Here is a 26,647-nt window from a genome sequence, read left to right as displayed (position 1 = left end):
CGCTCCTAGTTTGAACAAATTTTAATCCGCAAAGGTCAACAGGCCCTAGTACATCTCTTAACCAGAGCTCAGGTTAGTTAACGTACGCTACGTAGCGTGTGGATTGATAAAAGCTGAGCAATTGCTCAGCTTTTTTATTGATCGCGCATAGCTACAGGCCATGGATCACGGGATTATCGAGTTTTTTGCTACAGTTTGCCGACCAAGGTCGCATATAAATTGTTCAACAAAGCACCTACATTTTATAGGGTCTCTCACACATTTATAGTTTTGGAGCCCTTTATGTCAGGCCAATACCAACAACAATACAAACAGTTTTTAAATGATCCGGCTCAATTCTGGTTAGCACAAAGTAAGCGAATTCCTTGGTTTACTCCCCCGTCCACAGCGTATACGCAAGATGAAAATAATTTTTACCATTGGTTTGCCGATGGGCAGCTCAATACTTGTTACTTAGCGCTTGATCAACATGTTGATGCGGGGTTTGGTAAACAAACTGCACTTATTTACGACTCGCCTGTAACCAATACTCAAAAGCAATACAGCTACTTTGAACTACAACAAGAAGTGGCTAAGTTTGCAGGTGTTATGCGTGATTTAGGGGTAGAGCAAGGCGATTGTGTGGTGATTTATATGCCCATGATCCCAGAAGCGGTGATTGGAATGTTAGCCTGTGCACGTATTGGTGCTGTTCACTCTGTGGTGTTTGGTGGTTTTGCGGCGCATGAGTTGGCGGTCAGAATTGACGATGCAAAACCTAAGTTAGTGCTCAGTGCATCGTGCGGGGTTGAGGTAAACACGGTTATTGAATACAAATCGCTGATTGATAGGGCGCTTGAGCTTGCAAGCCATAAAATTGACCACTGTGTTATTCATCAGCGTGAGTACGTTACGGCCAAGCTTATACCTGGGCGTGATATTAATTGGGCAGAGGCAATGCAAACAGCCCAGCCCGTTGCCCCTGTTGCCTTGCAAGGAGATCACCCGTTATACATTTTGTATACCTCTGGTACTACGGGCACACCAAAAGGGGTGGTAAGAGAAAATGCCGGTCATGCAGTGGCTATGCATTACAGCATGGAAACCGTCTACGGCATGAAGCCCGGTGAAGTATTTTGGGCGGCCTCTGATATTGGTTGGGTTGTCGGGCATTCGTATATTGTGTATGCCCCGCTGATTTATCGTTGCACGACGGTGCTGTATGAAGGAAAACCAGTGCGCACGCCTGATGCCAGTGCCTTTTGGCGGGTCGTGGCTGAGTATAAAGTAAATGCCTTATTTAGCGCGCCCACTGCATTTAGAGCCATCAAAAAAGAAGACCCAAAAGCGCTGGGCTTTAAGCAATACGATACCTCATCATTAAAACGGTTATTTTTGGCGGGTGAACGATTAGATCCTCCTACCTATAACTGGCTTAAAGAGCATACACAGTTGCCCGTGCTTGATCATTGGTGGCAAACCGAAACCGGCTGGGCCATTGCCTGTAACCCTATTGGTATAGAAATCCTTGAAACAAAACCCGGCAGTGCCACAGTGCCAACGCCGGGGTTTGATGTGCAAATATTAAATATGGAAGGCGAGCAATGTGCCCCCAACGAAAGTGGTGCCGTGGTGATTAAACTGCCTCTGCCACCAGGTTGTTTACCCTCTATTTGGCAAAATGACGAACGTTTTAAAGCGGGTTACTTAAATGAATACCCCGGTTACTACTTGTCAGGTGATGGCGGTTATATCGACGACGACGGCTACTTGTTTATTATGGGCCGCACAGACGATGTAATTAATGTGGCTGGGCATCGTTTATCAACTGGTGAAATGGAGGAAATTGTTGCTTCTCACGATGCCGTTGCTGAATGCGCGGTATTTGGTGTAAACGATTCACTCAAAGGCCAGCTACCCATGGCGATGATCGTATTAAAAGACGATTACACCGATGAAGCCTGCCTTGTTGAGCAGCAGCTCGTTACGCTGGTAAGAGAGCAAATAGGGGCGATTGCCTGTTTAAAAACCATTGTACATGTTGCACGATTACCCAAAACACGATCGGGCAAAATATTACGTAAAAACTTACGCCAGCTGGTGGATGGCGAAGAACTCAACGTGCCCTCAACAGTAGACGATGCCAGTATTTTTGATGAAATAAAATCCACGTTAGTGGCAAGTTAAGCTGTCAACCTAGCCAGTCGCCATTAGGCTGGCTTTAACAACATTGTGATGGCATAGGGATTATTTATACTATTTATACTATATAAACTGTTTAGACCTCTTAATTGTTCTTTATTATGGCTAAAGTCGCTACACTGATTTTTTACTTTTTGAGGTGAGTAATGCAGCAAAAGCCGTCGTCGTTTCCAACCCGCGTAATTATCGTTGTATTGCTAGGTTTTGCAGCTGTTCGCTTAGGCTGGGTGGATGCTGTAATGCAGTGGTTTAACCCTGTGCAAACCTCAATGCAAGTGGTCGAAAAACCTGCCGAACAACCAATCAAGCGTGTTAAAGCGCAACGCCTTGTCGAACGGCCAGCGCCTGCGGCCCCGGTATATAAAAAAGCAAAACCCAAAGAACCCGAAGTAGAAGACTCATGCCAATTAAATTGGCACGACAAAGAGGCCGCGGCTGATGCCAAAGAGCGTTTATCGTTATTGGATGACAACCTCGAGTTTGAAAAATCACAATTTAGGCTAAGTAATTATGCGACGGTTAATTTAATTACCCCTAAGTTGAGCGATGATTACCATCAAACCTTAAAAACGCGTTTAAGTACTGCTTACACTCAATATCGGCGTTTCTTTCAAGTGAGTGCTCCTATGCCCTATAAAATTAACTTAGTGGTATTGCCACCGCGTTATTATCGGGATTACATATCGCAGTTTGGCTCCTCTTCCTCCACCAATATTGGTGTTTATTTTGGCGCGAGTAACACGGCTTTTGTTAAATATAACAGCCGTTACCCTGAGCAAAGCTTAACAACCGCCGTGCATGAAGCAATGCATGTATTTAATTATCGGCTGATTGGCAGGATGCCAAAGTGGTTAAACGAGGGACTCGCCGAAGTATTTGAAAATACACTTTACTTTGATAGTGAGAAAGTCATTAACGTACCCAGCCGATATTTTAAAGAGCGCCTGTTTATGTTGTCGGTGTTAATTGATTCTGAAGAAAGCTGGCAGGGCGCAGATACATTACGAATGTATAGAAGCTCGGCGTTGTGGGTTGGGTTTTTAATGCAAAGCAGCCGGGGTAAGCAGGTGTTAAAAGCATTACTGCAACACGAAGCGACTAATGTGTGTATTAAGTTGAGCGCTGAACAGGTTATTCATACGCTAATAGATTACTACCCACGGTACGAAGAAGCCTTTAATAATTGGAGCAAAAATCACGTTAATACTAAAGCTGAATTTGTGCCTATTTTGTAAGTAATCTAAGGCTCGTCATCACTTTGCGTTTGAGCGGGGCGATAGTCCCCTCTGTCAAGGCCATTAAAATAGCTTTGGTAGCGACCATCCTTTTTAAATTGGGCTAATTGCTGGTTAAAAATAGTTAACAGCTGTTGGCTTTTCTCCCCGTCTTTAGGGAACAGTAAAAAGCTTTGATTGATTAACAGTGGCTTTGGGTGATGGGTTATTGTATTTGCAATATCAGCAAGTTCGTTGTTTAAAACATGATAACCCACGCTTTGCTCCTCGGCGAAAACGTCGATTCTGTTCATCGAGAGGCGTTTAAAGTTTTGCACGCTACTGTTCACGCGTGAGATTTCAAATATTTCATCTTCGAGTGCTTTATCGAACTCAGCGCCATAGCTATAGGCAAGGCCACCCCCAAGAATCAGGCCTTTTAAATCATTGACCGATTGCCAATCAAAAGGACGGCTTTGTAGGTGAAAAAACACAAACCGCTCATTGAGCACAGCGTCACTGAACAAAAAATGGTTGGTGCGTTCTTTTTCAAACATCCACACGGCTGTGGCGGCGTATTTTTGTTTTTGCGTGTCGTGGTAGGCACGCCCCCACGGTAAAAAGGTAAAGTTTACTTTAATGTTGGCTTGTGCAAATACATCGCGAATAAGGTGGGCAATTACACCTTGCTCAGGCAGTGATTCACTTAAAAAAGGAGGCCATTCGCCTGCGCTAATTTCAATGGTGTTTACTTTGCTCGCTGCAAAAGAAGGCACAGCATCGCCACTGTAGCTTATACAAAGTAGCATCACAGCGCATAAGTTTGCTAAATACTGGCGTAATTTGACCAACAGAAATTCGTTCCCTCATAAAGTGCTTAAAAAATAGCATACCTTATTTTTTTTATGTTATATACCGATAACAAGATTATGACGCTTTTTTGCCGTGCGTTATGTCAACAATCTGGCTTAGGCTCTGGTACTTTGTTTATTTTTTTTAACTGATTTTCTAACGTGTTTAGATTAAACGGTTTAATGATAAAACCAGTGACTTTAGCTGCGATGATTTCTTTAATTGATTTTTTGTTGTCTTCGCAGGTGACCATCAACACTGGGGTATCACTTAAAATTAGGTCTTCGCGAATTCGGGTTAATAACGTTTTACCATCCATTTTAGGCATATGTAAGTCTGTTATTACTAAATCAAACGCTTGTTTTTGCATTAATGCTAAGGCTTGTTTTCCATCTGTAGCCTCAGTAATGTGCTCAAAATTTAGTTTGCGCAACATGTTGATTAACACGTGTCGCATAAGTGGCATATCATCAACAACAAGTACTTTCATAGTAAACGTAGTTTTAAAGTTAGTTGATTTTAAGGTTAGCCACTCTTTGCGCAATTAGCTACTAATTGGCTTAATCGGGCTATTTTTATATTACTTAATTGTCGGTAATCAAAGTATGGGCAAACAATGACTTTGTGTTGCTCATTAATAGCAAACTCGTCATCAAGCCAATCTAACGTTATATTTAGTAAACCTTGGTTTATAAGGTTTTTAGCATGGGTGCGCCCTGCAATGATATGCAAAGTGTTATTGTTGTTTAATTGAGGCGGGCTAAATAATAGAGCGGTTTTACTGTTTGCTTGCAATAGCAATTCATCGCGATAGATTTGCCACGTAGCGGCTTGTTTGGCAAAGCTGTAATGTTCGCTGGGCAGTGCAAACAACACTTTGGCATACACATTAAATACTTTGCGCCAACCATTCCCACAGGCTTGGTTTATGGTGTTAATTTGGCCTTTGTTTAGTGGGGTGAGGTTTGCTAAATCTTGGTATTCTGGCATAGGTGGCGCTTTAGCAATGTAAACCGCCACGTTAAAATGTGGATCACCTATGCCTAGGTTAGTCGCAGTGTTTATCATTTATTTTGCGCTAAAATACGGTCGAGGTTGTTGGCAAAGTTTTGTCGGTCAGTTTGGCTAAGTGGTGGTGGACCGCCGTTCATTTCTACGCCACTTGAACGCATGGTATCCATAAAGTCACGTACATTAAGTAATGAGCGAATGTTTTCTGAGGTGTATAGCTCACCTCGAGGATTCAGTGCTTGTGCGCCTTTTTCAATGACTTCAGCAGCCAGGGGAATGTCACCGGTGATAACTAAATCGTTGGCTGATACACGTTTTACTATTTCATCATCAGCTACATCAAACCCCGATGATACTTGCACGCGGCTAATGTATTTAGAGGGCGGTATGCGCATAGCGTGGTTAGCGACTAAAATAGTGTCGGTGTGTGTACGATCGGCGGCACGAAATAAAATGTCTTTGATCACCACAGGACAGGCGTCAGCATCAACCCAAATCTTCATTTATTTATACATCTTGTTAGTAAAAAATTGATCCTAACCTACCCGTTCATCAACAACCAGTATTTACTGATTTTTTTACCATTAAATACGTTAAACTTTGCTTAAAAGCCGCTAAGATAATGGTTCTTTTAATGATAAGGATATAGCTTAATGAATAAATTCCTTTTGGCCGCGCTTATCACGCTGTGTAGTGTGTTTGTTGTTGGTTGCAGTGGCTTGCCTGACGGCGTAAAACCTGTTGATGATTTTTCTCTCACGCGTTACCAAGGAACCTGGTATGAAGTTGCCCGATTAGATCACTCTTTTGAGCGTGGCTTATCTAATGTAACGGCCACTTACAGCTTAAATGACGATGGCTCTGTTAAAGTGATAAATAAAGGGTTTAATGACGAAGAAGGTCAATGGAGCGAGGCACAGGGTAAGGCTAAGTTTGTCGGTGCCAGTGATGTGGGGCACTTGGAGGTGTCATTTTTTGGCCCGTTTTATAGCTCTTACGTGGTGTTTAAAATGGACCAACAAGATTATCAGTATGCGTTTGTATCTGGTTTTAACACTGATTATTTGTGGTTGTTATCGCGTACGCCTACGGTTAGCCAAGCTGTTAAAGATGATTTTGTTGCCACGGCTAAAAAGCATGGTTTTGACACCAATTCACTTATTTGGGTTGCGCATACACGCTAACAAAGGGTTTTATGTCATGCACTTGTAGGTTGTCATAAAACTGCAATGGTTAAGGTTTATGATTCTAACCCTACCATTTAAGGTCTAATTACCTTGATGTTGACATGCGTATCCCCTAATTTATAACCAGTTTATTGGATATACAGGCAAGCTTTTTAGCTTGCCTTTTTTTTCTCGATTAGCGGTAATAAAGACCTGTGTTTTGTTCAGATCACATTTTTACTAACTAAGCCTAATAAACGACAAAATAGCTGCCACTTAGCAGTAATAAAACAACATTGAGTACACTCATGTGTTTTACCCATGAAGGCTTAAAGCTATAAAAAATCATTAATAATAAAACACTTAAGGCCATATAGCCGCAAAATAGTAGTCCACCATATCCTTGATGCTTTATCACACACAGCAATAAACTTAGTAAAATACTGATCCAGGCAGCGATCAAAAACTGCTGACTTTGCTTTTGGCTTGGTCGTGCTTTAAATACGTCACGGTAATGATTAAATTTTGCTAGCGCAAAACAGTTAAATGCCAGCAAACACAGGCTAAATTGCAAAAGTTCGGTCATGCTTTTTGCTCCACAAGGCTGTTTTTAGTTACGTGATTTGAACGTGTTGTTGGCGTGGGTGTGTGCAGTTGAGTACGTAATTTTTTGGCTTGTAGTGCAAATAGCAGGGCGCACACTAAGCACACTAAATCAAAACTAAACAATGCCCATTGTGAGTTAAGTAAATAACTAACAATATTGCCTTTGGTGGTGAGTGCGTTGATCAGCGGCACGCTAATACAAGCCACTGCATTGACCCACGCTAACAAATACCACTGCATTTTTGCTCGTTTAAAAAGACTAAACAAAGCAACAGCTAGCCACGCAATAAAGAACGCCAGTATTTCTTTGTCGGCTCGCTGGGTTAAGCTAAGTGGTAACAATCGGTTAGCAATAAAGAAGGCACAAGTTGCCAACGGTAAGCCCATAAGTGTGGCAAGGTTTAAACCTTCAACAAGTTTGAGCCCAAACGATGCTTTTTGGTCTTTCTTCATCCGCTCGCGGATACGCTTCGCCCACATAATACAGCCTGTTGCTATCATAATGCAGCCAGCAATACCGCATAAAAAGTATAGCCAACGCAGTAACGGGTTTGCTAAACGTCCGGTGTGCAAAGCGGTGAGTGAATCATAAAACACTTCTGTACTGCTATATTCATCAACGCTTTTTGCAATTAAGCTGCCATCAACACCATTAAAAAGCATGGTCGGGGTTTGGTCGCGAACGAGTGTGCCTGTTGAGGCACGTACGGTTATTGTTGCAGACGTTTTATTTGGGTCTTTAATTGAGAATCGAGTAAGGTCTGCATTAGGCCAGTTAGTATAAATTTGATCTAACACACTATCAATTGGCGTTAATGGGGCTGCTACATCACTTGATTTAGTACGTACGTTCGTTGGAGTAACGTCGTTAAATAAGCCCCGAACTCCGTCATCATAAGCGGTCATAGCAGGGTATGGAAACAACATAAATATTAATGTTATTAAACCAGTATACGTTATCATGATATGAAAAGGTAACGCTAATACTGACGACACGTTGTGGCCATCAAGCCAACTGCGGCTGCCTTTGTTTTTTCTAAAGCTAAACATATCTTTAAAAATACGCTTGTGAATAACAACACCTGAAATCAGCGCCACCAACATAAATAAGCTAGCAAAGCAGACTATCCAACGCGCTGTTCTAACATCGATATAATGTAGGTCAAAATGCAGCCGGTAAAAAAAGTTACCGCCTTTGGTTTCTCTGGGTTGTTGTAATGAGTCACCGGTTGTTGGATTTATATAATGGTCTTGCCAACCGCCAAAACGCTTGCCTTCTGGGCGTGGCTTTTCGTAGGCATAATTAAGTTGTGGCTCTCGCTCTGTAGGTAAATAAATACCCCAACGACCTGACTCTGGTGCGGTTGCTTTTAAATAATCAACACCTGCAATAATTTGCTCTCGTTGTTGTGCAATACGCTCCTGTGGCGCTTGAATGCTATGCAGTGCGGGTTGATTCCATAAGGTAACTTCGTCACGAAAAAAGCTTATAGTGCCAGCAAAAAATATTAAATACAGTAACCAGCATACTAGCAACCCGACCCAAGTATGCATCCATGTCATTGAACGGAAAAAACTCTCTTTCATAACCAACCCTTTAGTAAGGCAATGCTCAATCCGCATGCTGATGATGTTAGTAAAATAGTGATCCAAATGGTTTTTAAAGACTTAACCGCAAACGCCCAAATAAACACACAGCTATAAACTAAAATTGTCAGGCTAATACTCAAAAGCACTGCATCGGATTTTTTTAGCGGTAAAATGAGGCTCAATAGTGAAGTAAATACAGCAGTGAAAATATAGCCACCAACAATGGCTGCGCTAAAGCGAGCAACTACACACAATGCATAAACATTGGCTTTGCAGGCCATTTTAAGCTTAAGTAATGGGTTACGAGTTGGCACTTTATTTACTGGTTGGGCATACATAGGTAATCCTTTGACCCGAGTGAAAGAATGGAGGCAGAGGATACTACATTATTAAGGTGCGTAAAAGTGAGTGATTCGCATTTGTGTTACTTTATGTATTCTGAACGGTTGCAAGCCCTTAATTAAACGTTTTTCTTAGCTTAGTAAAATATTGATCTGAGAGTTGTAGGCGGCGTTAGCACCGCATGTGGGTTACTAAGGCGGGGTTTATTTTAAGTTCTGGTTGGTTAAAATTGACACCATTCTATTCCCTTGCCACTGTTACATAACGCAAAACACTTTAAATTCTATGCCGAAGGGGATTGTTATGTCTAATTGGGTTGATGCACGCGTCAAAGATGTTGTTTGGTACAGTGATTCCTTATTTAGCTTAATTGTTAATGCCGACGTTGAGCCTTTTAAGGCAGGGCAGTTTACTAAGCTGTCGATGATGCAAGGTGATAAACGCATTGCGCGTGCCTACTCTTATGTAAATGCACCGAGTTCGGCAGATTTAGAGTTTTACTTAATTAACGTTCAAGATGGTTTGCTATTGCAACAATTAGCCAAGCTTCAACCAGGTGATACGGTGATGATAGAGCGTCGCGCAAGTGGGTTCTTTACCTTAGATGAAGTCCCGCAAAGCGAACAGTTATGGATGCTCAGTACAGGTACTGCGATAGGTCCTTTCTTGTCGATGCTTGAGCAAGGTGATGTATGGCAGCAATTTAAGCAAGTAACTTTAGTGCATGGAGTGCGGTTGAACAGCGATTTAAGTTATCGAAATACGATTGCTGCATTGCAGCAAAAACACGCAGGATTAAAGTATGTACCTGTGGTGAGCCGTGAACATCCCGATATGGGGTTGCACGGTCGGATCACTGATCACGTTAAGGCTCAGACGTTGTTTTCACATGTTGAGTTAGTACCAACGCCGCATAGCGCGCAGTTTATGATTTGCGGTAATCCCGACATGGTGAAAGACACAACAACACTGCTGATTGAACAAGGCTACAGTCGAAACCGCCGCAAAGAACCAGGGAATATAACCGTTGAGCAATATTGGTAAATTGCTTGCCTGGCGATAACTACTATCTTGAAGGCACAATTTTTGCTATTTTATTGTTTCTTCAATTATTCAGGAACAGTATGAAATCGTTATTTTTTGCAATCAGTTTACTCTCTTCAGGGTCATTATTAGCCGTTGAGGCAGAGCAAAGTTCAGAGCAGCCTAATAAAGCGCCTCAAAAAAAGACTGAGATTAAAAAGAGCGACGCCGTTGTACAGCAAAAAGCGTTAGAAGATAGTCCTGCCGTTATTACCTTAACACCAGAAAAAAAAGCAGTCGTAGAGGCAGTAGAAGCTGATATTGAGCCGACGCAACCTATTGTAAGCGACCCAAGTACGGCGAATATGGTTGATGTTGTAGATAGCAGTAAGGTGTTAGGAACGCAAGAAGTCAAACCTGTTGATGCACCAAAAACTAAGGAAGAAAAAGAACAAGCCATTGAAAAAGCAGTACAAGCTGTTGAAAAAGCCAAAGAGGCTCTTACCTTAAAACAGCAAGAGAAAGCTAAGCAATCTCGAGAGGCATTAGCGGTTGTTGAAAAGTTAATTAAGGCATATAACGCGCGCAATATTGATGCATTTGTCAGTATGTACTCAGAGGATGTTGAGTTTTATGTGTTTCCCAATGAGCTGCTATTTAAAGGTAAAGAAAAGCTAATTGCCCGTTATGGCATTATGTTTAAAAAGTTAAAATGTGTTAAGTCATCACCAATTAAACGTATAGTGACTGGTAATATTGTAATAGACCATGAACTCTCAGAGACCTGCACAAAGGATCCAAACATTGTTGATAAGCGCTCTGAGTTTGTATCAAGTTACAAAGTCGAAAACGGCAAAGTAACCAAAGTATTATTTTTTAGATAAGAACAACCAAACTAAATGATTTTTAGTTTGTGCTTTACCACATAATTACAAAGTATAGGAGTAAGGGCATGGAATTAGCGGATGATAAAAAGCTGCGTTTACTTTATCGTGTTGAGCCGGGTTGTTTAGGTCCTACCGGTGCAGACACTATTGAGCGTTTTTGTGAATACGCGAATCAGCAAATTACTCCGCCTTATTTTGCCGGCTACCATTTTGTACCACGCTTTGACAAAACAAAGCCAGAACGCCAGTACAGCATTAATCAAAAATCACTTTCAGAGCAGCAAGCTCAAGCGTATTTAGGTCACTTTAAAACAAGTATTGATGTTTTTGAAGAGCAGCTCGATGAACTGCTCACTGAGGCTATTGAACGATTTCTAAACCGTTAAACTTTTTCACCTGATAAAATAATGTTAAAGCTTGTATTGTCGTGCAAGCTTGCAAATGCACTCTCATGCAATAGCTCGTTGCGTAAGTTAGGTGAGTAATCCAGCGCCATTTTAATGTCTGCTAATGCATCAGCATGTTTGTGAGTAAGCGCATACGCACAAGCTCGTTGCCAATAGGCGTAGCCGTAGTCACTGTCGATATCAATTGCTTGATTACACAACTCAATTGCTTGCTTTGTTTCGTTTAGTTCTAATAAAGCATCAGCTTTGTATGCAATTGCCTCAACATCTTCTGGTTTACGATTAAGGATCTCATCAAATATTTCGATTTTATTTGATACGTCGCTTTCTAAATTCGCACGCATCCATAATGAATGAACCTCATTAGTAACGGATATTTTTTCTTGGTTTTTCAGTATTTCTTCAGAGCGTTCACGCAGCTTTTCTTCAAAGGTGTTTAAGCGCGCTTCGTATTCATTGGTTATAACGCTTACACGCGTATTTACAATATCTTCTACTTTATTTTTAACATCGCGCAACGAGTTCCAACCTACGAGCACTAAAATAGATGCAGTTGCGGTAATAATAAAAAATACATTGTTAATTGTATCCGTTGTGTATGTGAGTGCTCTATCTGCGGTATCCAGCTGCGCGTGAGTCACTTGTTTTGTCACATCTTCGCGAAGCTTTTGTTGGTCTTGACGCACGGCTTTGAGTTCATCAAGAATGTAGCGCTCCATCAGTGGCTGAAACATCGGTTTTTGCACTTGTGCTAACGCTTGCTCTTGTTGTTGCTCTGTTGGGGCAGGGCGTGGTTCTTCTGCATTGCTATGCAATGAGCAAACAAATACAAAAAGAAGTGTTATAAGTATAAAGTAATGACGCATAGTGCTGCCTAGTAATTAAATTCAAACCAACAATGGGTACAAACGTGATACCCAGCAAATTATGCGAACTTTAACATGACTACTTATGAGTAACTAGGCAAAAAAAAACCAGCTCTAAGATGAGCTGGTTAAACTGCTTAAACAACAAACATGTCGTTAGGGGTATCAACAGGAGTGAGTGGGTACATTAACGAAATTAATCTGAACAACTACTTAATAATAAAAGTTTTCTAGAGGAAAAAAGAAAAAAGCGTATTGGGCTTAACAATACGCTTTTATATCTGTGCTAAAAATACAATTATGGTGAAGGTGACTAAATTGTGCGACACCGCGGTGCCCACTTCCATACCCTTCACATACCATTACGCAGGTTAAAAACGAATCGATCAATGTGATTGCTAATTTTATTAAAAAACAATTCACTTTTTAGCCACTGTGAATATGAGTGCTGGGGGTTAAAGAGAATCCAGCGGAGAAAAGTTCACCTCGGGCAGCGACTCAAACCCCGGTTTTGCAAATAAGTACCCTTGCATCAAGCTTATGCCTGCATTGTGAAGCCATTGATACTCTTCTATAGTTTCAATACCTTCAGCAAGCGGTGTGATGTTCATTTCTTTGAGCATGGCAATATTGTGTTTTACTATTAATTGGCGTGCTTTGCTCAAGTGAATATTACGAATGAGCTCCATGTCAAATTTAACAATGTCAGTTTGAAAGTCTGCCAATAAATTTAATCCCGAATACCCTGAGCCAAAATCATCAGTGGCAGTTGTAAAGCCCAGCGATTGATAATACTCAACAACACGTTTTATATGTTGGGTGTCGTCAATTTTTTCGACTTCGGTGAACTCAAACATGATTTTATTGGTTGGGAAGTTATATTTTTTTGCCGCTTCCAACGTTGTACGAATACAGCGCTCAGGTTTATAAATTGCGTTGGGTAAAAAGTTTATACTTAATACAGAGTCTAACTTAAGCTTTGCTGCTAAGGCGATGGCTCTAATACGACATTGTTGGTCAAAGGTATACCTATTGTGCTCATTTACTTGAGAAATAACACTGTAAGCTGACTCGTTGTTAACGCCGCGTACCAGCGCTTCATAACCAAATACACGGCGACGGTCGCAATCTACAATCGGTTGAAAAGCCATTGTAAAATCAAAATCTAATTGGTCTTCATCTGCACATTGGTTACAAGTTAACTTTTCACAGTTAGCTGGTTTAGAGCTCATTATCTCACCTTAAAGTCTTCAAATTGTATTTTTATTACAGTATTTTGTTTCGATAGCATTTCATGCACTTAAAGTGATTTTATTTAAATCTATTAATAAGTGTTTGTTACACCACACATTTAAGTGTAGACAAGGTTGCTTACTTTTAAAAGGTAAAAGTAGATTCTTTACTACGCCGTTATTTTTAATTAAGTTAATTTAACGCACTGACTAACAATGCTAAATAATGTGTTTTAGGGCTTTTTAAAAAGCGTGTTTAAATGCAAAAAACACATATAAATTTATTAGGGTCTGTTGACCTTTCAAGGTTAAATTTGCAGCAGTCTGTTTGGTATTTAGGCAAGGCTGCACCTATGTAGTGTGGTTGTTCCCCATAAATAGGTGATAACGCAGCATCAATGCCAAACAGGCGCTGCCCTTCGGGTTCTGCCTAGGGGCGATTTACTCTTTGTTACCTACATGGATGTAGGTAAGGGGCGTTAGCAGGACGCGGTAGCTTTGCTCGGTTTTGACTTAGCCCACTAGGTTACAAACCTCGCGCCGCGATTAAATCGCTCCTAGTTTGAACAAATTTTAATCCGTAAAGGTCAACAGACCCTAAAGTATATACTCTATCAAAAACACAGCTGTCATGCTTGTTATTCGCTATTTAACGTTGATAGTTATAGTACTGATTTAGAAACAAAAATACTGCAGAACGTCCTTTTACTGTGATTAACTTACCGCACATAATTAGCTGCGGTAAGTAAGGCAAAAGGGGTAAAAAGTTAATGTAGCATCAATGCAGCTTCATTTTTGGTCTAACAACACGCAAGACTTTTTCGCTGATCCACAAAGCAAATGTTTTGGCACTGCCGTGTATAGCACGCTGATGCATACGATAAAGCGAAATATACATGAACCGTGCAATACGTCCTTCAATGAAAAAGCTGTTACTAGTGAGGTTGCCCATCAAGCTGCCTACTGTGCTGTAACGTGAGAGGTTTACTAATGAACCATGGTCGTTGTATTCAAATTTTTTCAGTGGTTGTTGGCGTAGCGTTGCGATGAGATTCTTTTCAATACATTGCGCCATTTGGTGAGCTGATTGGGCCCGCGGTGGCACTTGTTGCCCGTCTTGTTGAGTAAACGCACAGCAATCGCCTAATACATAAATGTGCTCATCAGCGTTACTTTGCAGGTAATCATTTACCTTAATTTGGTTATTGCGGGTTAGCTCAAATATACCGAGTTCTTTAATAAAGTCAGGCGCTTTCACACCGGCAGCCCAGAGCATGATATCAGCACTGATTTGCTGGTCATCTTGGGTAATAAAGCCTTGCTCATTCGCTTGTTTAACTTGGGTACTTTCTCGTACAGTCACGCCTAATTTTAGTAACTCTCGCTTTGCTGAATTTGCAATACGCTCAGAGAGCGCGGGCAATATGCGCGGCCCGGCTTCAATGAGGTGTATATGTAATCGCTTGGCTGTCATGTTGGTAAGACCATAGATTTTTAATAAATCTGATACATGATATAGCTCTGCCGAAAGTTCGACCCCCGTTGCGCCGCCGCCGACAATAGCGATGGTTAACGCATGTTGTGGGTCTTCATCTTGGTGTAAGCGGGTAAAGTTATCGAGCAGGGCATGTTGAAAGCGTTCAGCTTGTTGGTTTGAATCAAGGTAGAAGCAATGTTCTTTGATACCAGGGGTGTTGAAATCGTTACTAACGCTGCCGATGGCAATAACCAGGTAATCATAGTGAACGGTGCGCTGGGGTAGTATTTGATGACCAAGCTCATCATGTAATGGGCTTAAGGTAAGGGTTTTTGTGGTGTTATTTAAGCCGCAAAAACTGCCTAATTGAAATTGATAATGGTGTTTAGCTGCATGGGCTGAGTAAACAACGCCATCTAAATCTGCATCAATAGAGCCCGTAGCTACTTCGTGAAGTAACGGTTTCCATATGTGTGTGCGGTTTTTATCTATGAGTAAAATATCAGCGTGTTTTTTCTTCCCTAGTTTGTGTCCTAATTGGGTTGCAAGCTCTAAGCCGCCAGCGCCCCCACCGATAATCACGATTTTAGGATGTGTTGTTATCATTACGTTGCCCTCAAAAAGTAGAATACCTAAATAGTCTGGGCAAACTACTTAGGTATAGCGCCCATTAGGGCAATACCTTGGCAACGGGCTTATTGTGCGCCTTTTAAACAGGTTTGTCAGTAATATACCCAAATTACCTCAAGATGCAGAATTCAGCGTTTCACAGGGGCTTAATATCAAGGCGTTACTTTGCAGGAATGGCACTCCCTTTTAAGAAGCAACAACGATGAGAGCAAGTTCCTGTGAAACGCCCAACGGGTTGGTTTAAAAGCGATTTATACTGCGTTATTGATTTTAACAATAGAACCACTATTATTTGCAAATCAATGCCTTGCCTAAATCGCTTTTAATTCCAACTGAAACTCGCAGCTTGAGGTGATTTGGGTATAAAGCAAAGAAATCAAGCGGCAAAAAAGGTAACATGGCAGCTTGTTAAATTTACGGCTACTATTTCCTTTATTAGGGAATTTAAAGCAAAGGGATAATATGACGGCTTCATTGCACGGTACACTTGAACAGCACTTTGGTTTTAATCAATTTCGCCCAGGTCAGCAACAAACGATAGAACAACTGTTAAATAATCAATCATCGTTAGCTATTTTTCCTACAGGCTCAGGTAAGTCTTTGTGCTATCAATTAACCGCTTTGCATTTACCGAATCTAACCTTGGTGGTATCGCCTTTATTAGCCTTGATGAAAGATCAAATCAGCTTTTTAAATAATAAAGGGATTTATGCCGCCAGTTTAGATTCTAGCCAAAGTAGTGAGCAAAGCCACACCGTGATGAGCGATGTACGCGCTGGTAAAGTTAAAATACTGATGGTGTCGGTTGAGCGCTTTAAAAATGAGCGTTTCCGTGAGTTTATTAATCAAGTCGCTATTTCGATGCTGGTGGTAGATGAAGCGCACTGTATCTCTGAGTGGGGCCATAATTTTAGGCCTGATTATTTAAAGTTACCGCGCTACCGCGAAGAGTTAAATATCCCTTTGGTATTGTTATTAACAGCCACGGCAACAAAAAAAGTAAAACGCGATATGAGCGAACGCTTTGCTATCGCCCCTGAGTGCATTGTGCAGACTGGGTTTTATCGCAGTAATTTAGACCTATCAGTGTTGAGTGTTAAAAGTGCCGATAAAGACACAATACTGGGCGATATTGTAAGGCAGCAAAGTGGGCCCGGCATAGTGTATGTCACTTTACAGCAAAGTGCAGAACAAGTTGCTAATACACTTAGCCAGCAAGGCTTGCAGGCTGTTGCGTACCATGCGGGGTTAGAAGATACTTTACGCTATAGCATTCAAGATGATTTTATGGCGGGTAAAATTAACGTAGTTGTAGCTACTATTGCGTTTGGTATGGGCGTTGATAAATCAGATATCCGTTTTGTTATTCATTATGACTTACCTAAATCGATTGAAAACTACAGCCAAGAAATTGGTCGTGCGGGGCGAGATGGGCAGCCGTCGCAATGTTTTACCTTAGCTAATTTAGATGGTTTGAACACGGTTGAAAATTTTGTTTACGGTGATACCCCAGAGCTTAATGGTATTGAGCATGTGATAAATGATATTCGCCAGCATACGAGTGCGAATCAACAATGGGAAATGCAAGAGTATAGCCTCTCTAGTGATAGTAATATTCGCCAGTTAGCGCTTAAAACTTTATTAGTGCAATTGGAAATACAAGGTGCGATAACTCCGCTCTATGCCTATTACGCTGACTTTAAATATAAATTTTTAGTTGATAAGTCACAGCTACTTGCGCAGTTTGATGCCGATAGGCAAGCGTTTTTAAACCAAATATTTAGTCACACCCAGTTTAAAAAAATATGGGGAACGCTTAATTTCGATAGCCTAACACAAGCGGCTCAAGTGGATCGCAAACGCGTTGTTGCAGCCCTTGATTACTTGGCCGAGAAGAATTTAATTACGCTTGAAACAAAGCGCATTACCCAAGTGTACCAAGTACATGACGAGGTTATTAGTAACCCTGAATTAGCAAAACAACTGCATGATTATTTTGTAGATAAAGAGCAGGCCGAAATAAAACGAATTGCAGCATTGATCCGCTTTTTTGAACTCAAAAGTTGCCTAAGTTATAACTTAGCGCGTTATTTTGACGACCATCAGGCGCCAGAGCAATGCGGACATTGCTCTGTGTGTCGTGGGCAGGCGGTCACACTTGAGTATTCATTAGCACATGAGTTTGCGGCTGATGAGATAATCTATAAAAAAGTAGATGAGTTACTCGCGCACCTTGCAACCAAGGGGATTCATGATGTGGGTATTGAAACTCAATGTCGTTTTTTAGCCGGAATGAGCGTTCCTCTTTTTGCGCGCAATAAGGTACGTCAGCTCAGCGGTTTTGGTCTATGTGAGCAGCAGCGTTACAGCGAAATAAAAGCAAAATTACTGGCGCGATAGGCTCACTCAGGTATGCTAGGGGCTTATTCTTAAAAGTAAGCACCTATGCCCCAGACCGTCATACCTAATCAGATCCCAATCGTCGTCAGTACTGAAAATGAGCCTGTCTTATGCAGTAACTGCCAAGCGTGTTGTTGCCAACTAGAGGTGCAAATACTCACAGACACCGGCGTGCCTTTTCATTATATTGATTATGACCAATGGGGCAGTGAAGTGATGAAGCGCGCGGATGACGGCTGGTGCCAAGCCCTAGACCGCAATACCTTAATGTGTTCAATCTACGAAAACCGCCCGCTTATATGTCGCGAATTTGAAATGGCCTCAGACGAGTGCATAACCGAGCGTGAAATCGCAGGAATATAGCTTTTAGTATCATTTTTCCCTTTGGTAAGTATTTAAATTGTTGTTAGCCAATTTGTATTGATGTGGCTGGGTAAGTTAGCGGTTGCTTTTTTTGTCTGGCAAAACAATACGCAAACGTTAGTGGGCCAACACGGCCAATTAGCATTAATAATATAATCAAGCATTGGCTTGCAGTCCCAAGCTCCCCTGTGATGCCTCTTGAAAGACCAACGGTACTCAGAGCTGAAATTACTTCAAAGCTAATATCCATTACCGCGAGTGGCTCAATACGTGCGATGATCATAATGCTGGTGAAGGCGATAAACATATATAAAATCATCACACTCAATGCTTTTATCACTAGCTTGTCACTGAGCTGGCGGTTAAACACAGTCACCGTGGCTTGTTGGCGTAAGTAGCTGTACATGGCTAATAATAAAATAACAAAAGTGCCCAATTTTATACCGCTTGCTGTACTTACAGAGCCGCCACCAATCATCATTAGCAACATAGTGAATAATGTTGAGTCGGTAGTCAGCGATTCAATTGGTAACGTATTAAACCCAGCGGTACGTGGGGTTACAGCTTGAAACCATGCACTGATAAGCTGCTCATTCAAAGGTAAATTTGCCAGTGTTAACGGGTTTGAATACTCAAATAAAAATATCAGTACAAAAGCTAAGCTATTGATGATTAAAGTTGCAAGCAACACAATACGGGTATTGGTTGCTAGCTTCTGCCAGCGGCGCTGCTGGTAAATATCAATCAGCACAGTAAAGCCTAATCCGCCGATTATAAACAATGCGGTGATCACTAAATTGACCATCAAGTCACCACGAAACTGGCTAAGGCTATCAGAGCTCAAAGCAAAACCAGCATTGTTAAAGGCTGAAATGGTATAAAATAGGCTTTGATAAGCGCCCTGCCAAAAGCCGTAGTCATCAAACCAACTAACCCAAAGCAGTACAAAAGCGATGCTTTCGATAATTAAAGAATACACCACCACATACTTAGCCACTTTGATCACACCTGATAAGTCGTTAGTATCAAGCGCTGTACTTGCTAGTAACCGCTGTTGTAAGCCCAAAGTTTTGCCTAAGCTCAACAGTGAAATGACCGCGACTGTCATAAAGCCAATACCACCAATTTGAATTAGCACCATAACCACACTTTGGCCAAATACCGTCAGTGCACTTGCAGTATCAATGACAACCAGCCCTGTAACTGTTACCGCAGAAGTGGCGGTAAACATAGCTTGCATCAAGCTTAGCGGCTGTATGCTGGCAAGCGGAGTCAGTAATAAACCGGTGCCGATAATAATTAAAACAATAAAACCACAGGTTAGAATAAGTGGTGGATTTAACTTGCGCTGTTTATAGCGGCTACCTTGTACAAAGGTTTTGGGGTAGCTATTTGCCTGCCAATTGATCATAGCGCTTTGAACCTTTTGGCTAGTTTGGTTAGGTAGGTTTTTGAGCCTAAAAGCACTAAACTGTCGCCATGGCGCAGCTCGGTATCTAAGTTTAATTCGGTATTGAAGTTTTCGTCACGGCGCAGAGTCAGTGGCTTAATATCGCTGCCACGTTCTTTTAATAACCAGCCGATGGTGCGCCCTGATAAGTGTAAATCAATCGCCAGTTCTACAATAAATGTGCTTTGAGTTAAGGCAAAATATTGATTCACCATTGGATAATTTAGAGCTTGTGCAACGCGTACACCCATTTCTTCCTCAGGGTGAATAATTCGAGAGACACCCAACTTACTCAAAATTTGGTGGTGACTTTTTGTGCAGGCTTTTACCCAAATTTCTTTTACACCTAGGTTTTTAAGGTGTAATACACATAAAATACTGGCTTCAATGTTTTCGCCAATGGCAACCAGTACTGCCTGGCAGCTGACCAGATCAAGGCGTGCTAATTGCGCTTCATCGCTGGCATCAATTACGACGGTATAGCTAAGTTGATTTGCATAATGATTTACCGTGCTGTCACTTATATCTGCAGCGCAAACATTATGGCCGTGATGAGCCAGCTCTAAACAGGCAGTGACACCAAACCGCCCTAAACCAATAACTGCAAACTGCGCCATGTTCATTACTCAATAAAATTAAAAGACCAGCAGAGTGTAAGCTGTGCAAATTAAAAGTCAGTGGCTCAGCGCTAAGCTTTATAAAGATTTAATACTTAGGATAAAAATCTTTATAAAAACTTTATAGTCGCCACCCAGTAATCGCAGTAAGCTAAGGTGTAAACCTTTACCGAGCGATATAATGAAGATACAACAATACCTCAGTGCAACTGCTGCAAGTGTGCTCATGCCAATACTGATTGTGTTGGCTATTTTTCCGGTGCGTGATTGGTTTACCACTACTGACATTGTAATGCTGCAACTGTTATGGGTTACTTTAGTGGCACTGCGCAGTAATCGTCGCGTAGCGGCTATGACCACCCTAGTCAGTGTGGCTTGTACTGATTGGTTTTTTGTTAGCCCGTATTTCACGTTTCATATTGAAAATATTGAATATGTTGTGACCTTTGCAGTAATGCTGATAGTGGGGTTGGTGATAAGCCAATTAGCAGGCCAGCTTACGCGTAAAATTAGTGATATCAAACATCATGCGAGTAACACCAGTTGCCTATACGAGCTTGCTAAAGGATTAAATGGACTCGATGAAGTAGACAATCAGCGCGACTATTTCCAGGCGGTAATTGAGCAACACTTACAGATAGAACTTGATTGGCAACAAGCTAGAATGACTCAAAATGCACAATCAACACATTACTTTGCGATCGGTGAAGTTGATAGTCGTTGGGGCGGTTTTATAGCCTCAGAACCACTTGATGAGGCGAAAAGTGCATTTTTAAATACTTCAATTTCAGTGCTATATCAGGCACATGAGAACACGCAGCTACGCCAACAGTCAGCTGCTATATCAGTGCAAGCTGAACTCGAGCGTGCTAAAAATGCTTTATTACGCAGTCTGTCACATGATTTACGAACCCCGCTTGCGACTATTATGGGGGCATCAAGCATGCTAGCGGATAAAAACATTGTGCTCAATGAGGCAATGGCCGCAGAGCAAGCGCATAATATTTATGAACAGAGTAAAATTCTTAACGAACATTTTGATAAAGTTATGGAGCTTAGTCGGGTTAATAAGATGGGCGAAGACTTGCAATGGCAAACGATTAGCTTGCAAACTTTGATCAGCGAAGCCCAAGCGCGTCGCCAGCAGCTATTATTTGATTTTGAGCTAGCAACCCACATAGGTGAACAAGACAACTGCGAAGGGGATATCACCTTGCTTGAAATTGCCTTGGCGAATATGCTTGAAAACGCCAGTCGCTATGGTGATGGTCACGCAGAGCTTACCTTTAGTTATCAACATCATGGACAACAAGTTGACTACCAACTTTGCGTTACCAATCAATTGCCAAGCCCTGTGCTAACCAGCACTGATCAAGGTGTTGGTTTAGGTAGTGTGATCTGTGATGTAGTGGCTAAATTTCACCATGGTAGCTTTATGTTAGATATAAATGGCCAACAACAAACTGCCAGCGCTTGCTTAGCATGGAGTAAGTTAAATGATTAATATTTTAGCTTTAGAAGACTCGCCGCCGTTGCAAAGCTTTCTTAAAACCCTATTAGCTGCCAGCGGTTATCAGGTGAGTGTGAGGGCTAAAGGGCTGGATGGTTTTGCGCTTTTAAGTGAACAACAGTTTGATTTAGTATTATTGGATTTAGGCTTACAAGATATGGATGGTCAAGATTGGTTACTCGAACTGAGGCAGTGGAGTCAATTACCCGTATTGGTACTGTCAGCACGTGATGGCGAAGTTGAAAAAGTAACCGCTCTTGATAATGGCGCTAATGATTACTTAACTAAACCTTTTAGCGCTAATGAATTACTGGCGCGAATTCGCGTGTTATTACGCACTAATACACATACTCGCTTAGCTTTAACTTGCGGCAGTATTAAGGTTAACCCACATAAGCATACTGTTACAGTTGCGCAGCAAGAAGTTAAACTGACCAAAAAAGAGTATGCAATTTTACTGTTGATGCTACAAAATAAAGATAAAGTGCTTACTCATAATGCAATATTAAGCCATGTATGGGGGGAGCAATATATTAATCGCCCTGAATATGTGCGCGTACATATGGCCCAGTTAAGACAAAAGCTCGAACAAAACCCCGCTAGCCCAAAGCATTTACTAACAGAGCCTGCGGTCGGTTACCGTTTAGTTGATTGAGGTGGTTTGAGTATATAGCGTAAAGGGGCTTTACAGCCCCTTTTGTAAATGCTTAGAAAGCATTATCCATATTTTTGCTCGAGTTCTTCAGTGGTATGAAATTTTTCATGAGAGTGTAATTGCTCGTCGTATTTCACTAGATTTTTAAAGTGGCCTAATTGACCTGAGTTTTTCACAATTTCAACAATAAACGACATCATGAAATCGGCACCTGTCAGCGTATCACCTACTAAGTAGCGTTTATCCGCTAAACGGTCATCAAAGTAACTAATTACTTTGGCTGTTTCTGCATCGGCGTAGCCTTCTAAAAACTGTGTTTTAGCGCCATCTTTTTGTACAAACATTTTCAGTAAAAGCGGTAAAATGGCAGAGCTTTCTGCAAAGTGTAGCCACTGTTGATAGTCAATATAGTCAGCGGTACCCGCTTGTGGCGCAAATTTGCCATTACCGTATTTAGTAATGAGGTAATCAGTAATCGCGCCTGACTCAGTGACAATTAAACCGTCGTCTTCGATTACCGGTGACTTACCCAGTTGATGTACGTTTTTTAATTCATCAGGCGCTAAAAAAGTGTCACTGTTGCGCTGGTACGCAACAATTTCGTAATCGACCTCTAGCTCTTCAAGTAACCAAATAATGCGTTTAGAACGTGACTTATTTAGGTGGTGTAATTTAATCATGGTTGTCCTTAAAAGCGCAGCCCTTGCTGCGCAGGGTAAATTTAAAGTGGTTGATTAACTTGTACAACGGTTTTGCCGAAGTTTTTGCCATCAATCATATCGTTAAATGCAGTGAGGGTGTTTTCAAAGCCAGTGACCAAATGTTCGCGGTAATGAATTTTTCCTTCACTCAGCCACTTTTGCATGTCAGTGGCAAATTCATCATAACGATGGCCGTAGTCATCAAAAATAATGAAGCCTTGCATTTTTATACGCTTAGTAAGTATTTGCCCCATTAGCGCCCCCATACGATCTGGGCCCTGTGGCAACTCAGTCGCGTTATATTGCGATACTAATCCGCACAGCGGTACGCGAGCTGCTGTATTTAGTAAGGGTAATACGGCATTGAACACCTTTCCGCCTACATTTTCATAATAAACATCAATTCCGGCGTCACAAGCGTTGGCTAATTGCTCATTAAAATTGTCGCAGCGGTGATCAATACAGGCATCAAACCCTAACGTATCAACTGCGTATTGGCACTTTTCATTGCCGCCAGCAATACCAACAACTTTACAGCCTTTAAGTTTAGCTATTTGCCCAACAGTGGCACCGACTGGCCCAGTTGCAGCAGCAACCACCACTGTTTCCCCTTCTTTAGGAGCGCCAATATCAAGTAGCCCCATATAAGCGGTAAAACCAGGCATGCCCATAATGCCAAGTGCATAAGAAGGGTTACTTGGATTTTTACCCAGCGGCATCAGGCCTTCACCATCTGAAATGGCATAGTCTTGCCAACCTGTATAGGCCAGCACCCAATCACCCACTGCAAATTTATCGTTATTTGATTGCTCGATTTGGCACACAGTCGCACCCACCATCACTTCACCAATTGCTACAGGATCAGCATATGATTTTGCATCGCTCATGCGACCACGCATGTAGGGATCGAGCGATAAATAAATGGTGCGTAATAATACTTCGCCTTGTTTTAAGGCATGAACAGTCACCTTTTTAAATGAAAAGTTATCGTTCGTTGGTTTGCCATGTGGGCGCGATGCTAGAGTAAATTGTCTGTTTTCAATGGCCTGCATAAAACCTCTCTATTCGTTGTAAGAACTAATATGTTGCTTTGTGATCTTCAATAATAAAGAAGTGGGGTTTTAGAGTATTAATTCAATTGTTGGTTTATCTCTGTATGGGTAATCACTATTGCAAGGCTGCAACGGTGATATTTGCGGCTGTCGTTAGGTCGCTATTGTATTTTAAATGCCAAAATAAATTTATTCCTTTCAATGTTCATAAATAGCAAAGCTGAAAAATAGGCTGCACTAAAAAGGGGAGCCTTTTTAGCCGAAATATGCCAATCAAGCACCTGTAATTCCCTCTAAAACAGCTATTAAAACAACCGCACATTCTCTTTTTATATTTTACGTGAAATAGCGATAACCGATTGAACCCAAATAGGAACTCAGCTATGGTTGAATCATCAATAATAATAAATTGAAAACGAGTTAATCTAGGCTTGTTAGCACTACAAGGAAACAGCGTGCATAAATCCATATTATTACTACTCATTATTCCATTAATTTCTTTTTCACTAAAAGCTGAGAATGATGATTACGAGGTGAATAAAGTCGAGTATAAAAACTTAGTTGCTAATTTATATTTACCAAAAACTGAGAAAAAACTTCCTGTAGTAATTGCCTTTGGTGGCTCTGAGGGCGGATTAGGTACTGGTAATGCTAATGGTGAAATGATCGCACCTCACGGTGTTGCTGTATTAGGGCTAGCTTATTTTAAAGAAAAAGGTATTTCTCAAACGCTAGATCAAATACCAATGGAATATTTCATTGATGCAGTTGACTATTTAGAAACTCATCCTTTAATAGACTCATCTAGAATTGGTGTGGTTGGTGGCTCTAGAGGTTCAGAGGCTGCATTTTTATTAGCAAGTATGGATTCCCGTATTAAATCTGTGGTTGTTACAACGCCAAGTAAGGTTGCTTGGCATGGTCTAACAATACCGAAGTCGGCTTGGACAATTGAAGGCCAAGATATTCCAGCTTTAGGCCTAGAGTTGGATTCAAATGCAAAGTTAATCGACAGGTTTAGAGTTGCATTAAAAAATAAAACTCAGGTAAATAAATCAATATTCAAATTTGAAAATATTAACGGTCCAATACTTTTGATTTCAGCAGAAAGTGATCAAGTTTGGCCATCTTTTCAAATGTCTAAAGACATAGAGGTTTATTTAAAAAATAAGCATTTTAAGCATAAAGTAGTTCATAACTCTTATAAAACTGGTCACGGTTTCAGCCAAGATACAGCCCCAGAAATTAAAAAATCGATCATTAATCACTTTGTAAAAACATTGTAGTGCTAATAGTTGCACGGTTTCGCTGCGCTACACATTGTTTCACCCAAATTTTTATGCAAATAGCATAATATTTCTTTTTAATGGGTGACAAAATTAACTATTTCACTTCAGTTTTGGGTTAATTAAGTCAGAGTAACGTGAAATAGAATAAAGCGTGAATATCACAGCTGATAGTGTTGGCTACAACTCTGATTTTAACAAGCTATGTATGTGCCGCATGTTGCGCACATTACGTGTTTAGAGGCGTTCATTGATGTATCGAAATGTATTAACAGTGGTTGTTGTTTTGGTTTTCCTTTTAGGTTGTGCTGAACGCGCAATTGATATTACTGATAAAGAGGGAAAAATCGTAGGAGGCTGTAATGCCGGTTATGATTGGCACTTTTATGGCTTACAAGACTCAATTGATTATATGCTTTATGAGTGTGCTAAAGGGTCAATAGCAAACGGTTTAAAAATATCAGATGAAAGACTACTTACGCTTGATTTTACATTGCCACCGCCGCCAGACGGTGAGTCGTGGAATAAACAATTAGCGATGTATCACTTTCATAAAAACACGATTACTGAAAGAAAACTTGGTTATATTCTTGCCGCTTTAGAGTTTGACTATCAGAAAGTCGTTTGGTCAGCTGAAAATGATTTAGCCAGCAGAAACATCACGCAAGCTGAATTTGATGACATAGCGAAAGAGGCCAAATTAAGATGGCTTGGTGAATAAAACTCACTGTAATAGTTTTAAATAAACAAGTTATAAACTATCCGTCATGAAAATTAGCTTACTGATTGAATAGGTTTAGGAATTTGGTTATGGTTAGACCATAAGCATGGGTAAATTTATGGGCTCATCAGAGGCTAAAAAAGGAATTTATAATGGATAACATTGCTGAAATATTTATATCTTGGTTTCCCTTGCTGCTTGTTTTATTCATTATGTGGGTGATGCCAATCATACTCATTGCTAGGTCACAAAAAGTGGGACGCCAAGAAAAACTCGCATGGATAGTCGCCTGTTTGTTTATTAGTTGGTTTTGTTTACTCTTATTTATGTTGATTGCACCACTCAAGCCTAATGACAAATAGTGACACTTAAAAAGCGTTTTGTGTTCATCAATATACCCTAATCAAA

Annotated in this window: 27 protein-coding genes; 13 read left to right on the top strand and 14 right to left on the bottom strand. The window is 41.0% G+C overall.

The window, feature by feature from the left end; all coding sequences use genetic code 11:
• Positions 1-282 precede the first annotated feature (282 nt).
• Together CSC79_RS01030 and CSC79_RS01025 are read left to right on the top strand one after the other, a co-directional pair.
• Positions 283-2,166: an AMP-binding protein gene (locus tag CSC79_RS01030; protein WP_099293068.1), complete on the top strand. Its 1,884-nt coding sequence runs from the start codon at positions 283-285 to the stop codon at positions 2,164-2,166.
• A 161-nt stretch (positions 2,167-2,327) separates the two neighbouring features.
• Positions 2,328-3,416 (top strand): hypothetical protein, encoded by a 1,089-nt coding sequence (locus CSC79_RS01025; protein ID WP_099293066.1) that lies wholly within the window; start codon positions 2,328-2,330, stop codon positions 3,414-3,416.
• Between the two features lie 5 nt (positions 3,417-3,421).
• Here CSC79_RS01025 and CSC79_RS01020 read toward each other — a convergent pair whose 3' ends face one another.
• The 4 genes from CSC79_RS01020 to CSC79_RS01005 all read right to left on the bottom strand — a co-directional run bounded on the left by CSC79_RS01020 (position 3,422) and on the right by CSC79_RS01005 (position 5,761).
• Positions 3,422-4,246 carry a transporter substrate-binding domain-containing protein gene (locus CSC79_RS01020; protein ID WP_237113932.1) on the bottom strand — a complete coding sequence of 275 codons (825 nt, stop codon included), beginning with the start codon at positions 4,244-4,246 and terminating at the stop codon, positions 3,422-3,424.
• A 104-nt stretch (positions 4,247-4,350) separates the two neighbouring features.
• Positions 4,351-4,737, bottom strand: a complete 387-nt coding sequence (locus CSC79_RS01015) for a response regulator (protein ID WP_099293553.1) — start codon at positions 4,735-4,737, stop codon at positions 4,351-4,353.
• A 35-nt stretch (positions 4,738-4,772) separates the two neighbouring features.
• Positions 4,773-5,315, bottom strand: coding sequence for a hypothetical protein (locus CSC79_RS01010; protein WP_099293064.1), 543 nt, complete (start codon positions 5,313-5,315; stop codon positions 4,773-4,775).
• Entirely contained in the window at positions 5,312-5,761 is a 450-nt protein-coding gene (locus CSC79_RS01005; RefSeq protein ID WP_099293062.1) for a YaiI/YqxD family protein, read from the bottom strand. The genes CSC79_RS01010 and CSC79_RS01005 overlap by 4 nt, the downstream gene beginning before the upstream one ends.
• Positions 5,762-5,911: 150 nt before the next feature.
• Here CSC79_RS01005 and CSC79_RS01000 point away from each other — a divergent pair, with 150 nt between their 5' ends.
• A complete protein-coding gene (locus CSC79_RS01000) occupies positions 5,912-6,442 on the top strand; it encodes a lipocalin family protein (protein ID WP_099293060.1) in 531 nt (176 codons plus the stop codon).
• Between the two features lie 232 nt (positions 6,443-6,674).
• Here the strand turns inward: CSC79_RS01000 and CSC79_RS00995 are convergent, their stop codons facing one another.
• From CSC79_RS00995 to CSC79_RS00985, 3 genes are read right to left on the bottom strand one after another with little or no spacing between them, the layout of a single operon-like run.
• Complete coding sequence (locus CSC79_RS00995; protein ID WP_099293058.1) at positions 6,675-7,010, bottom strand: DUF3325 domain-containing protein; 336 nt, start codon at positions 7,008-7,010, stop codon at positions 6,675-6,677.
• Positions 7,007-8,617 carry a PepSY-associated TM helix domain-containing protein gene (locus CSC79_RS00990; protein WP_099293056.1) on the bottom strand — a complete coding sequence of 537 codons (1,611 nt, stop codon included), beginning with the start codon at positions 8,615-8,617 and terminating at the stop codon, positions 7,007-7,009. The genes CSC79_RS00995 and CSC79_RS00990 overlap by 4 nt, the downstream gene beginning before the upstream one ends.
• Positions 8,614-8,958: a hypothetical protein gene (locus CSC79_RS00985; RefSeq protein WP_099293054.1), complete on the bottom strand. Its 345-nt coding sequence runs from the start codon at positions 8,956-8,958 to the stop codon at positions 8,614-8,616. Before CSC79_RS00985 ends, CSC79_RS00990 begins: the two co-directional genes overlap by 4 nt.
• A 307-nt stretch (positions 8,959-9,265) precedes the next feature.
• Here CSC79_RS00985 and CSC79_RS00980 point away from each other — a divergent pair, with 307 nt between their 5' ends.
• From CSC79_RS00980 to CSC79_RS00970, 3 genes are all read left to right on the top strand, one after another.
• The gene (locus CSC79_RS00980; protein ID WP_099293052.1) at positions 9,266-10,006 is read left to right on the top strand and encodes a ferredoxin--NADP reductase; all 741 of its coding nucleotides are present in this window, start codon (positions 9,266-9,268) and stop codon (positions 10,004-10,006) included.
• An 80-nt stretch (positions 10,007-10,086) separates the two neighbouring features.
• Positions 10,087-10,869, top strand: a complete 783-nt coding sequence (locus CSC79_RS00975) for a nuclear transport factor 2 family protein (protein ID WP_099293050.1) — start codon at positions 10,087-10,089, stop codon at positions 10,867-10,869.
• Positions 10,870-10,937: 68 nt separating this feature from the next.
• Positions 10,938-11,258 (top strand): hypothetical protein, encoded by a 321-nt coding sequence (locus tag CSC79_RS00970; RefSeq protein WP_099293048.1) that lies wholly within the window; start codon positions 10,938-10,940, stop codon positions 11,256-11,258.
• Here CSC79_RS00970 and CSC79_RS00965 read toward each other — a convergent pair.
• The 3 genes from CSC79_RS00965 to CSC79_RS00955 all read right to left on the bottom strand — a co-directional run bounded on the left by CSC79_RS00965 (position 11,255) and on the right by CSC79_RS00955 (position 15,460).
• Positions 11,255-12,145, bottom strand: a complete 891-nt coding sequence (locus CSC79_RS00965; protein ID WP_099293046.1) for a tetratricopeptide repeat protein — start codon at positions 12,143-12,145, stop codon at positions 11,255-11,257. The two genes, CSC79_RS00970 and CSC79_RS00965, sit on opposite strands and share 4 nt — an antisense overlap.
• 455 nt (positions 12,146-12,600) lie before the next feature.
• The gene (locus tag CSC79_RS00960; RefSeq protein WP_099293044.1) at positions 12,601-13,377 is read right to left on the bottom strand and encodes an EAL domain-containing protein; all 777 of its coding nucleotides are present in this window, start codon (positions 13,375-13,377) and stop codon (positions 12,601-12,603) included.
• A gap of 778 nt (positions 13,378-14,155) precedes the next feature.
• The gene (locus CSC79_RS00955; RefSeq protein ID WP_099293042.1) at positions 14,156-15,460 is read right to left on the bottom strand and encodes an NAD(P)/FAD-dependent oxidoreductase; all 1,305 of its coding nucleotides are present in this window, start codon (positions 15,458-15,460) and stop codon (positions 14,156-14,158) included.
• A gap of 486 nt (positions 15,461-15,946) precedes the next feature.
• Between CSC79_RS00955 and CSC79_RS00950 the strand changes: the two genes are divergently transcribed.
• Together CSC79_RS00950 and CSC79_RS00945 are read left to right on the top strand one after the other, a co-directional pair.
• Entirely contained in the window at positions 15,947-17,884 is a 1,938-nt protein-coding gene (locus CSC79_RS00950; RefSeq protein WP_099293040.1) for a RecQ family ATP-dependent DNA helicase, read from the top strand.
• 45 nt (positions 17,885-17,929) lie between these two features.
• Positions 17,930-18,247, top strand: a complete 318-nt coding sequence (locus CSC79_RS00945; protein ID WP_099293038.1) for a YkgJ family cysteine cluster protein — start codon at positions 17,930-17,932, stop codon at positions 18,245-18,247.
• Between the two features lie 43 nt (positions 18,248-18,290).
• Here the strand turns inward: CSC79_RS00945 and CSC79_RS00940 are convergent, their stop codons facing one another.
• Both CSC79_RS00940 and CSC79_RS00935 read right to left on the bottom strand, forming a co-directional pair.
• Positions 18,291-19,658, bottom strand: a complete 1,368-nt coding sequence (locus tag CSC79_RS00940; protein ID WP_099293036.1) for a TrkH family potassium uptake protein — start codon at positions 19,656-19,658, stop codon at positions 18,291-18,293.
• Positions 19,655-20,314: a TrkA family potassium uptake protein gene (locus tag CSC79_RS00935; RefSeq protein WP_099293034.1), complete on the bottom strand. Its 660-nt coding sequence runs from the start codon at positions 20,312-20,314 to the stop codon at positions 19,655-19,657. The genes CSC79_RS00940 and CSC79_RS00935 overlap by 4 nt, the downstream gene beginning before the upstream one ends.
• Positions 20,315-20,495: 181 nt before the next feature.
• Between CSC79_RS00935 and CSC79_RS00930 the strand changes: the two genes are divergently transcribed.
• Positions 20,496-21,818 (top strand): DUF4118 domain-containing protein, encoded by a 1,323-nt coding sequence (locus tag CSC79_RS00930; RefSeq protein WP_099293032.1) that lies wholly within the window; start codon positions 20,496-20,498, stop codon positions 21,816-21,818.
• Positions 21,811-22,479 (top strand): response regulator transcription factor, encoded by a 669-nt coding sequence (locus tag CSC79_RS00925; RefSeq protein WP_099293030.1) that lies wholly within the window; start codon positions 21,811-21,813, stop codon positions 22,477-22,479. The genes CSC79_RS00930 and CSC79_RS00925 overlap by 8 nt, the downstream gene beginning before the upstream one ends.
• A gap of 62 nt (positions 22,480-22,541) precedes the next feature.
• On the opposite strand, the gene CSC79_RS00920 is transcribed toward CSC79_RS00925, so the two are convergent.
• Positions 22,542-23,159, bottom strand: a complete 618-nt coding sequence (locus tag CSC79_RS00920; protein WP_099293028.1) for a glutathione S-transferase — start codon at positions 23,157-23,159, stop codon at positions 22,542-22,544.
• A 41-nt stretch (positions 23,160-23,200) separates the two neighbouring features.
• On the bottom strand, positions 23,201-24,232 hold the full coding sequence (locus CSC79_RS00915; protein ID WP_099293026.1) for an NADP-dependent oxidoreductase: 1,032 nt from the start codon (positions 24,230-24,232) through the stop codon (positions 23,201-23,203).
• Between the two features lie 455 nt (positions 24,233-24,687).
• Here CSC79_RS00915 and CSC79_RS00910 point away from each other — a divergent pair, with 455 nt between their 5' ends.
• From CSC79_RS00910 to CSC79_RS00900, 3 genes are all read left to right on the top strand, one after another.
• On the top strand, positions 24,688-25,518 hold the full coding sequence (locus CSC79_RS00910; protein ID WP_099293024.1) for an acyl-CoA thioester hydrolase/BAAT C-terminal domain-containing protein: 831 nt from the start codon (positions 24,688-24,690) through the stop codon (positions 25,516-25,518).
• Between the two features lie 253 nt (positions 25,519-25,771).
• Complete coding sequence (locus CSC79_RS00905; RefSeq protein ID WP_099293022.1) at positions 25,772-26,239, top strand: hypothetical protein; 468 nt, start codon at positions 25,772-25,774, stop codon at positions 26,237-26,239.
• 152 nt (positions 26,240-26,391) lie between these two features.
• Entirely contained in the window at positions 26,392-26,601 is a 210-nt protein-coding gene (locus tag CSC79_RS00900) for a hypothetical protein (protein WP_099293020.1), read from the top strand.
• Positions 26,602-26,647 lie beyond the last annotated feature (46 nt).

The sequence above is a fragment of the Pseudoalteromonas sp. 3D05 genome, assembly GCF_002723455.1.
Classification (GTDB): domain Bacteria; phylum Pseudomonadota; class Gammaproteobacteria; order Enterobacterales; family Alteromonadaceae; genus Pseudoalteromonas.
Note: the sequence above shows the minus strand (reverse complement) of the source record. Positions and strands in the feature narration are given on the sequence as shown.

Bases quoted from the DNA above. Each gene is read 5' to 3' on its own strand.
- CSC79_RS01030 (WP_099293068.1), top strand. From the start codon at position 283: ATGTCAGGCCAATACCAACAACAATACAAACAGTTTTTAAATGATCCG.
- CSC79_RS01025 (WP_099293066.1), top strand. From the start codon at position 2,328: ATGCAGCAAAAGCCGTCGTCGTTTCCAACCCGCGTAATTATCGTTGTA.
- CSC79_RS01015 (WP_099293553.1), bottom strand. From the start codon at position 4,737: ATGAAAGTACTTGTTGTTGATGATATGCCACTTATGCGACACGTGTTA.
- CSC79_RS01010 (WP_099293064.1), bottom strand. From the start codon at position 5,315: ATGATAAACACTGCGACTAACCTAGGCATAGGTGATCCACATTTTAAC.
- CSC79_RS01005 (WP_099293062.1), bottom strand. From the start codon at position 5,761: ATGAAGATTTGGGTTGATGCTGACGCCTGTCCTGTGGTGATCAAAGAC.
- CSC79_RS01000 (WP_099293060.1), top strand. From the start codon at position 5,912: ATGAATAAATTCCTTTTGGCCGCGCTTATCACGCTGTGTAGTGTGTTT.
- CSC79_RS00995 (WP_099293058.1), bottom strand. From the start codon at position 7,010: ATGACCGAACTTTTGCAATTTAGCCTGTGTTTGCTGGCATTTAACTGT.
- CSC79_RS00990 (WP_099293056.1), bottom strand. From the start codon at position 8,617: ATGAAAGAGAGTTTTTTCCGTTCAATGACATGGATGCATACTTGGGTC.
- CSC79_RS00985 (WP_099293054.1), bottom strand. From the start codon at position 8,958: ATGTATGCCCAACCAGTAAATAAAGTGCCAACTCGTAACCCATTACTT.
- CSC79_RS00980 (WP_099293052.1), top strand. From the start codon at position 9,266: ATGTCTAATTGGGTTGATGCACGCGTCAAAGATGTTGTTTGGTACAGT.
- CSC79_RS00975 (WP_099293050.1), top strand. From the start codon at position 10,087: ATGAAATCGTTATTTTTTGCAATCAGTTTACTCTCTTCAGGGTCATTA.
- CSC79_RS00970 (WP_099293048.1), top strand. From the start codon at position 10,938: ATGGAATTAGCGGATGATAAAAAGCTGCGTTTACTTTATCGTGTTGAG.
- CSC79_RS00965 (WP_099293046.1), bottom strand. From the start codon at position 12,145: ATGCGTCATTACTTTATACTTATAACACTTCTTTTTGTATTTGTTTGC.
- CSC79_RS00960 (WP_099293044.1), bottom strand. From the start codon at position 13,377: ATGAGCTCTAAACCAGCTAACTGTGAAAAGTTAACTTGTAACCAATGT.
- CSC79_RS00955 (WP_099293042.1), bottom strand. From the start codon at position 15,460: ATGATAACAACACATCCTAAAATCGTGATTATCGGTGGGGGCGCTGGC.
- CSC79_RS00950 (WP_099293040.1), top strand. From the start codon at position 15,947: ATGACGGCTTCATTGCACGGTACACTTGAACAGCACTTTGGTTTTAAT.
- CSC79_RS00945 (WP_099293038.1), top strand. From the start codon at position 17,930: ATGCCCCAGACCGTCATACCTAATCAGATCCCAATCGTCGTCAGTACT.
- CSC79_RS00940 (WP_099293036.1), bottom strand. From the start codon at position 19,658: ATGATCAATTGGCAGGCAAATAGCTACCCCAAAACCTTTGTACAAGGT.
- CSC79_RS00935 (WP_099293034.1), bottom strand. From the start codon at position 20,314: ATGGCGCAGTTTGCAGTTATTGGTTTAGGGCGGTTTGGTGTCACTGCC.
- CSC79_RS00930 (WP_099293032.1), top strand. From the start codon at position 20,496: ATGAAGATACAACAATACCTCAGTGCAACTGCTGCAAGTGTGCTCATG.
- CSC79_RS00925 (WP_099293030.1), top strand. From the start codon at position 21,811: ATGATTAATATTTTAGCTTTAGAAGACTCGCCGCCGTTGCAAAGCTTT.
- CSC79_RS00920 (WP_099293028.1), bottom strand. From the start codon at position 23,159: ATGATTAAATTACACCACCTAAATAAGTCACGTTCTAAACGCATTATT.
- CSC79_RS00915 (WP_099293026.1), bottom strand. From the start codon at position 24,232: ATGCAGGCCATTGAAAACAGACAATTTACTCTAGCATCGCGCCCACAT.
- CSC79_RS00905 (WP_099293022.1), top strand. From the start codon at position 25,772: ATGTATCGAAATGTATTAACAGTGGTTGTTGTTTTGGTTTTCCTTTTA.
- CSC79_RS00900 (WP_099293020.1), top strand. From the start codon at position 26,392: ATGGATAACATTGCTGAAATATTTATATCTTGGTTTCCCTTGCTGCTT.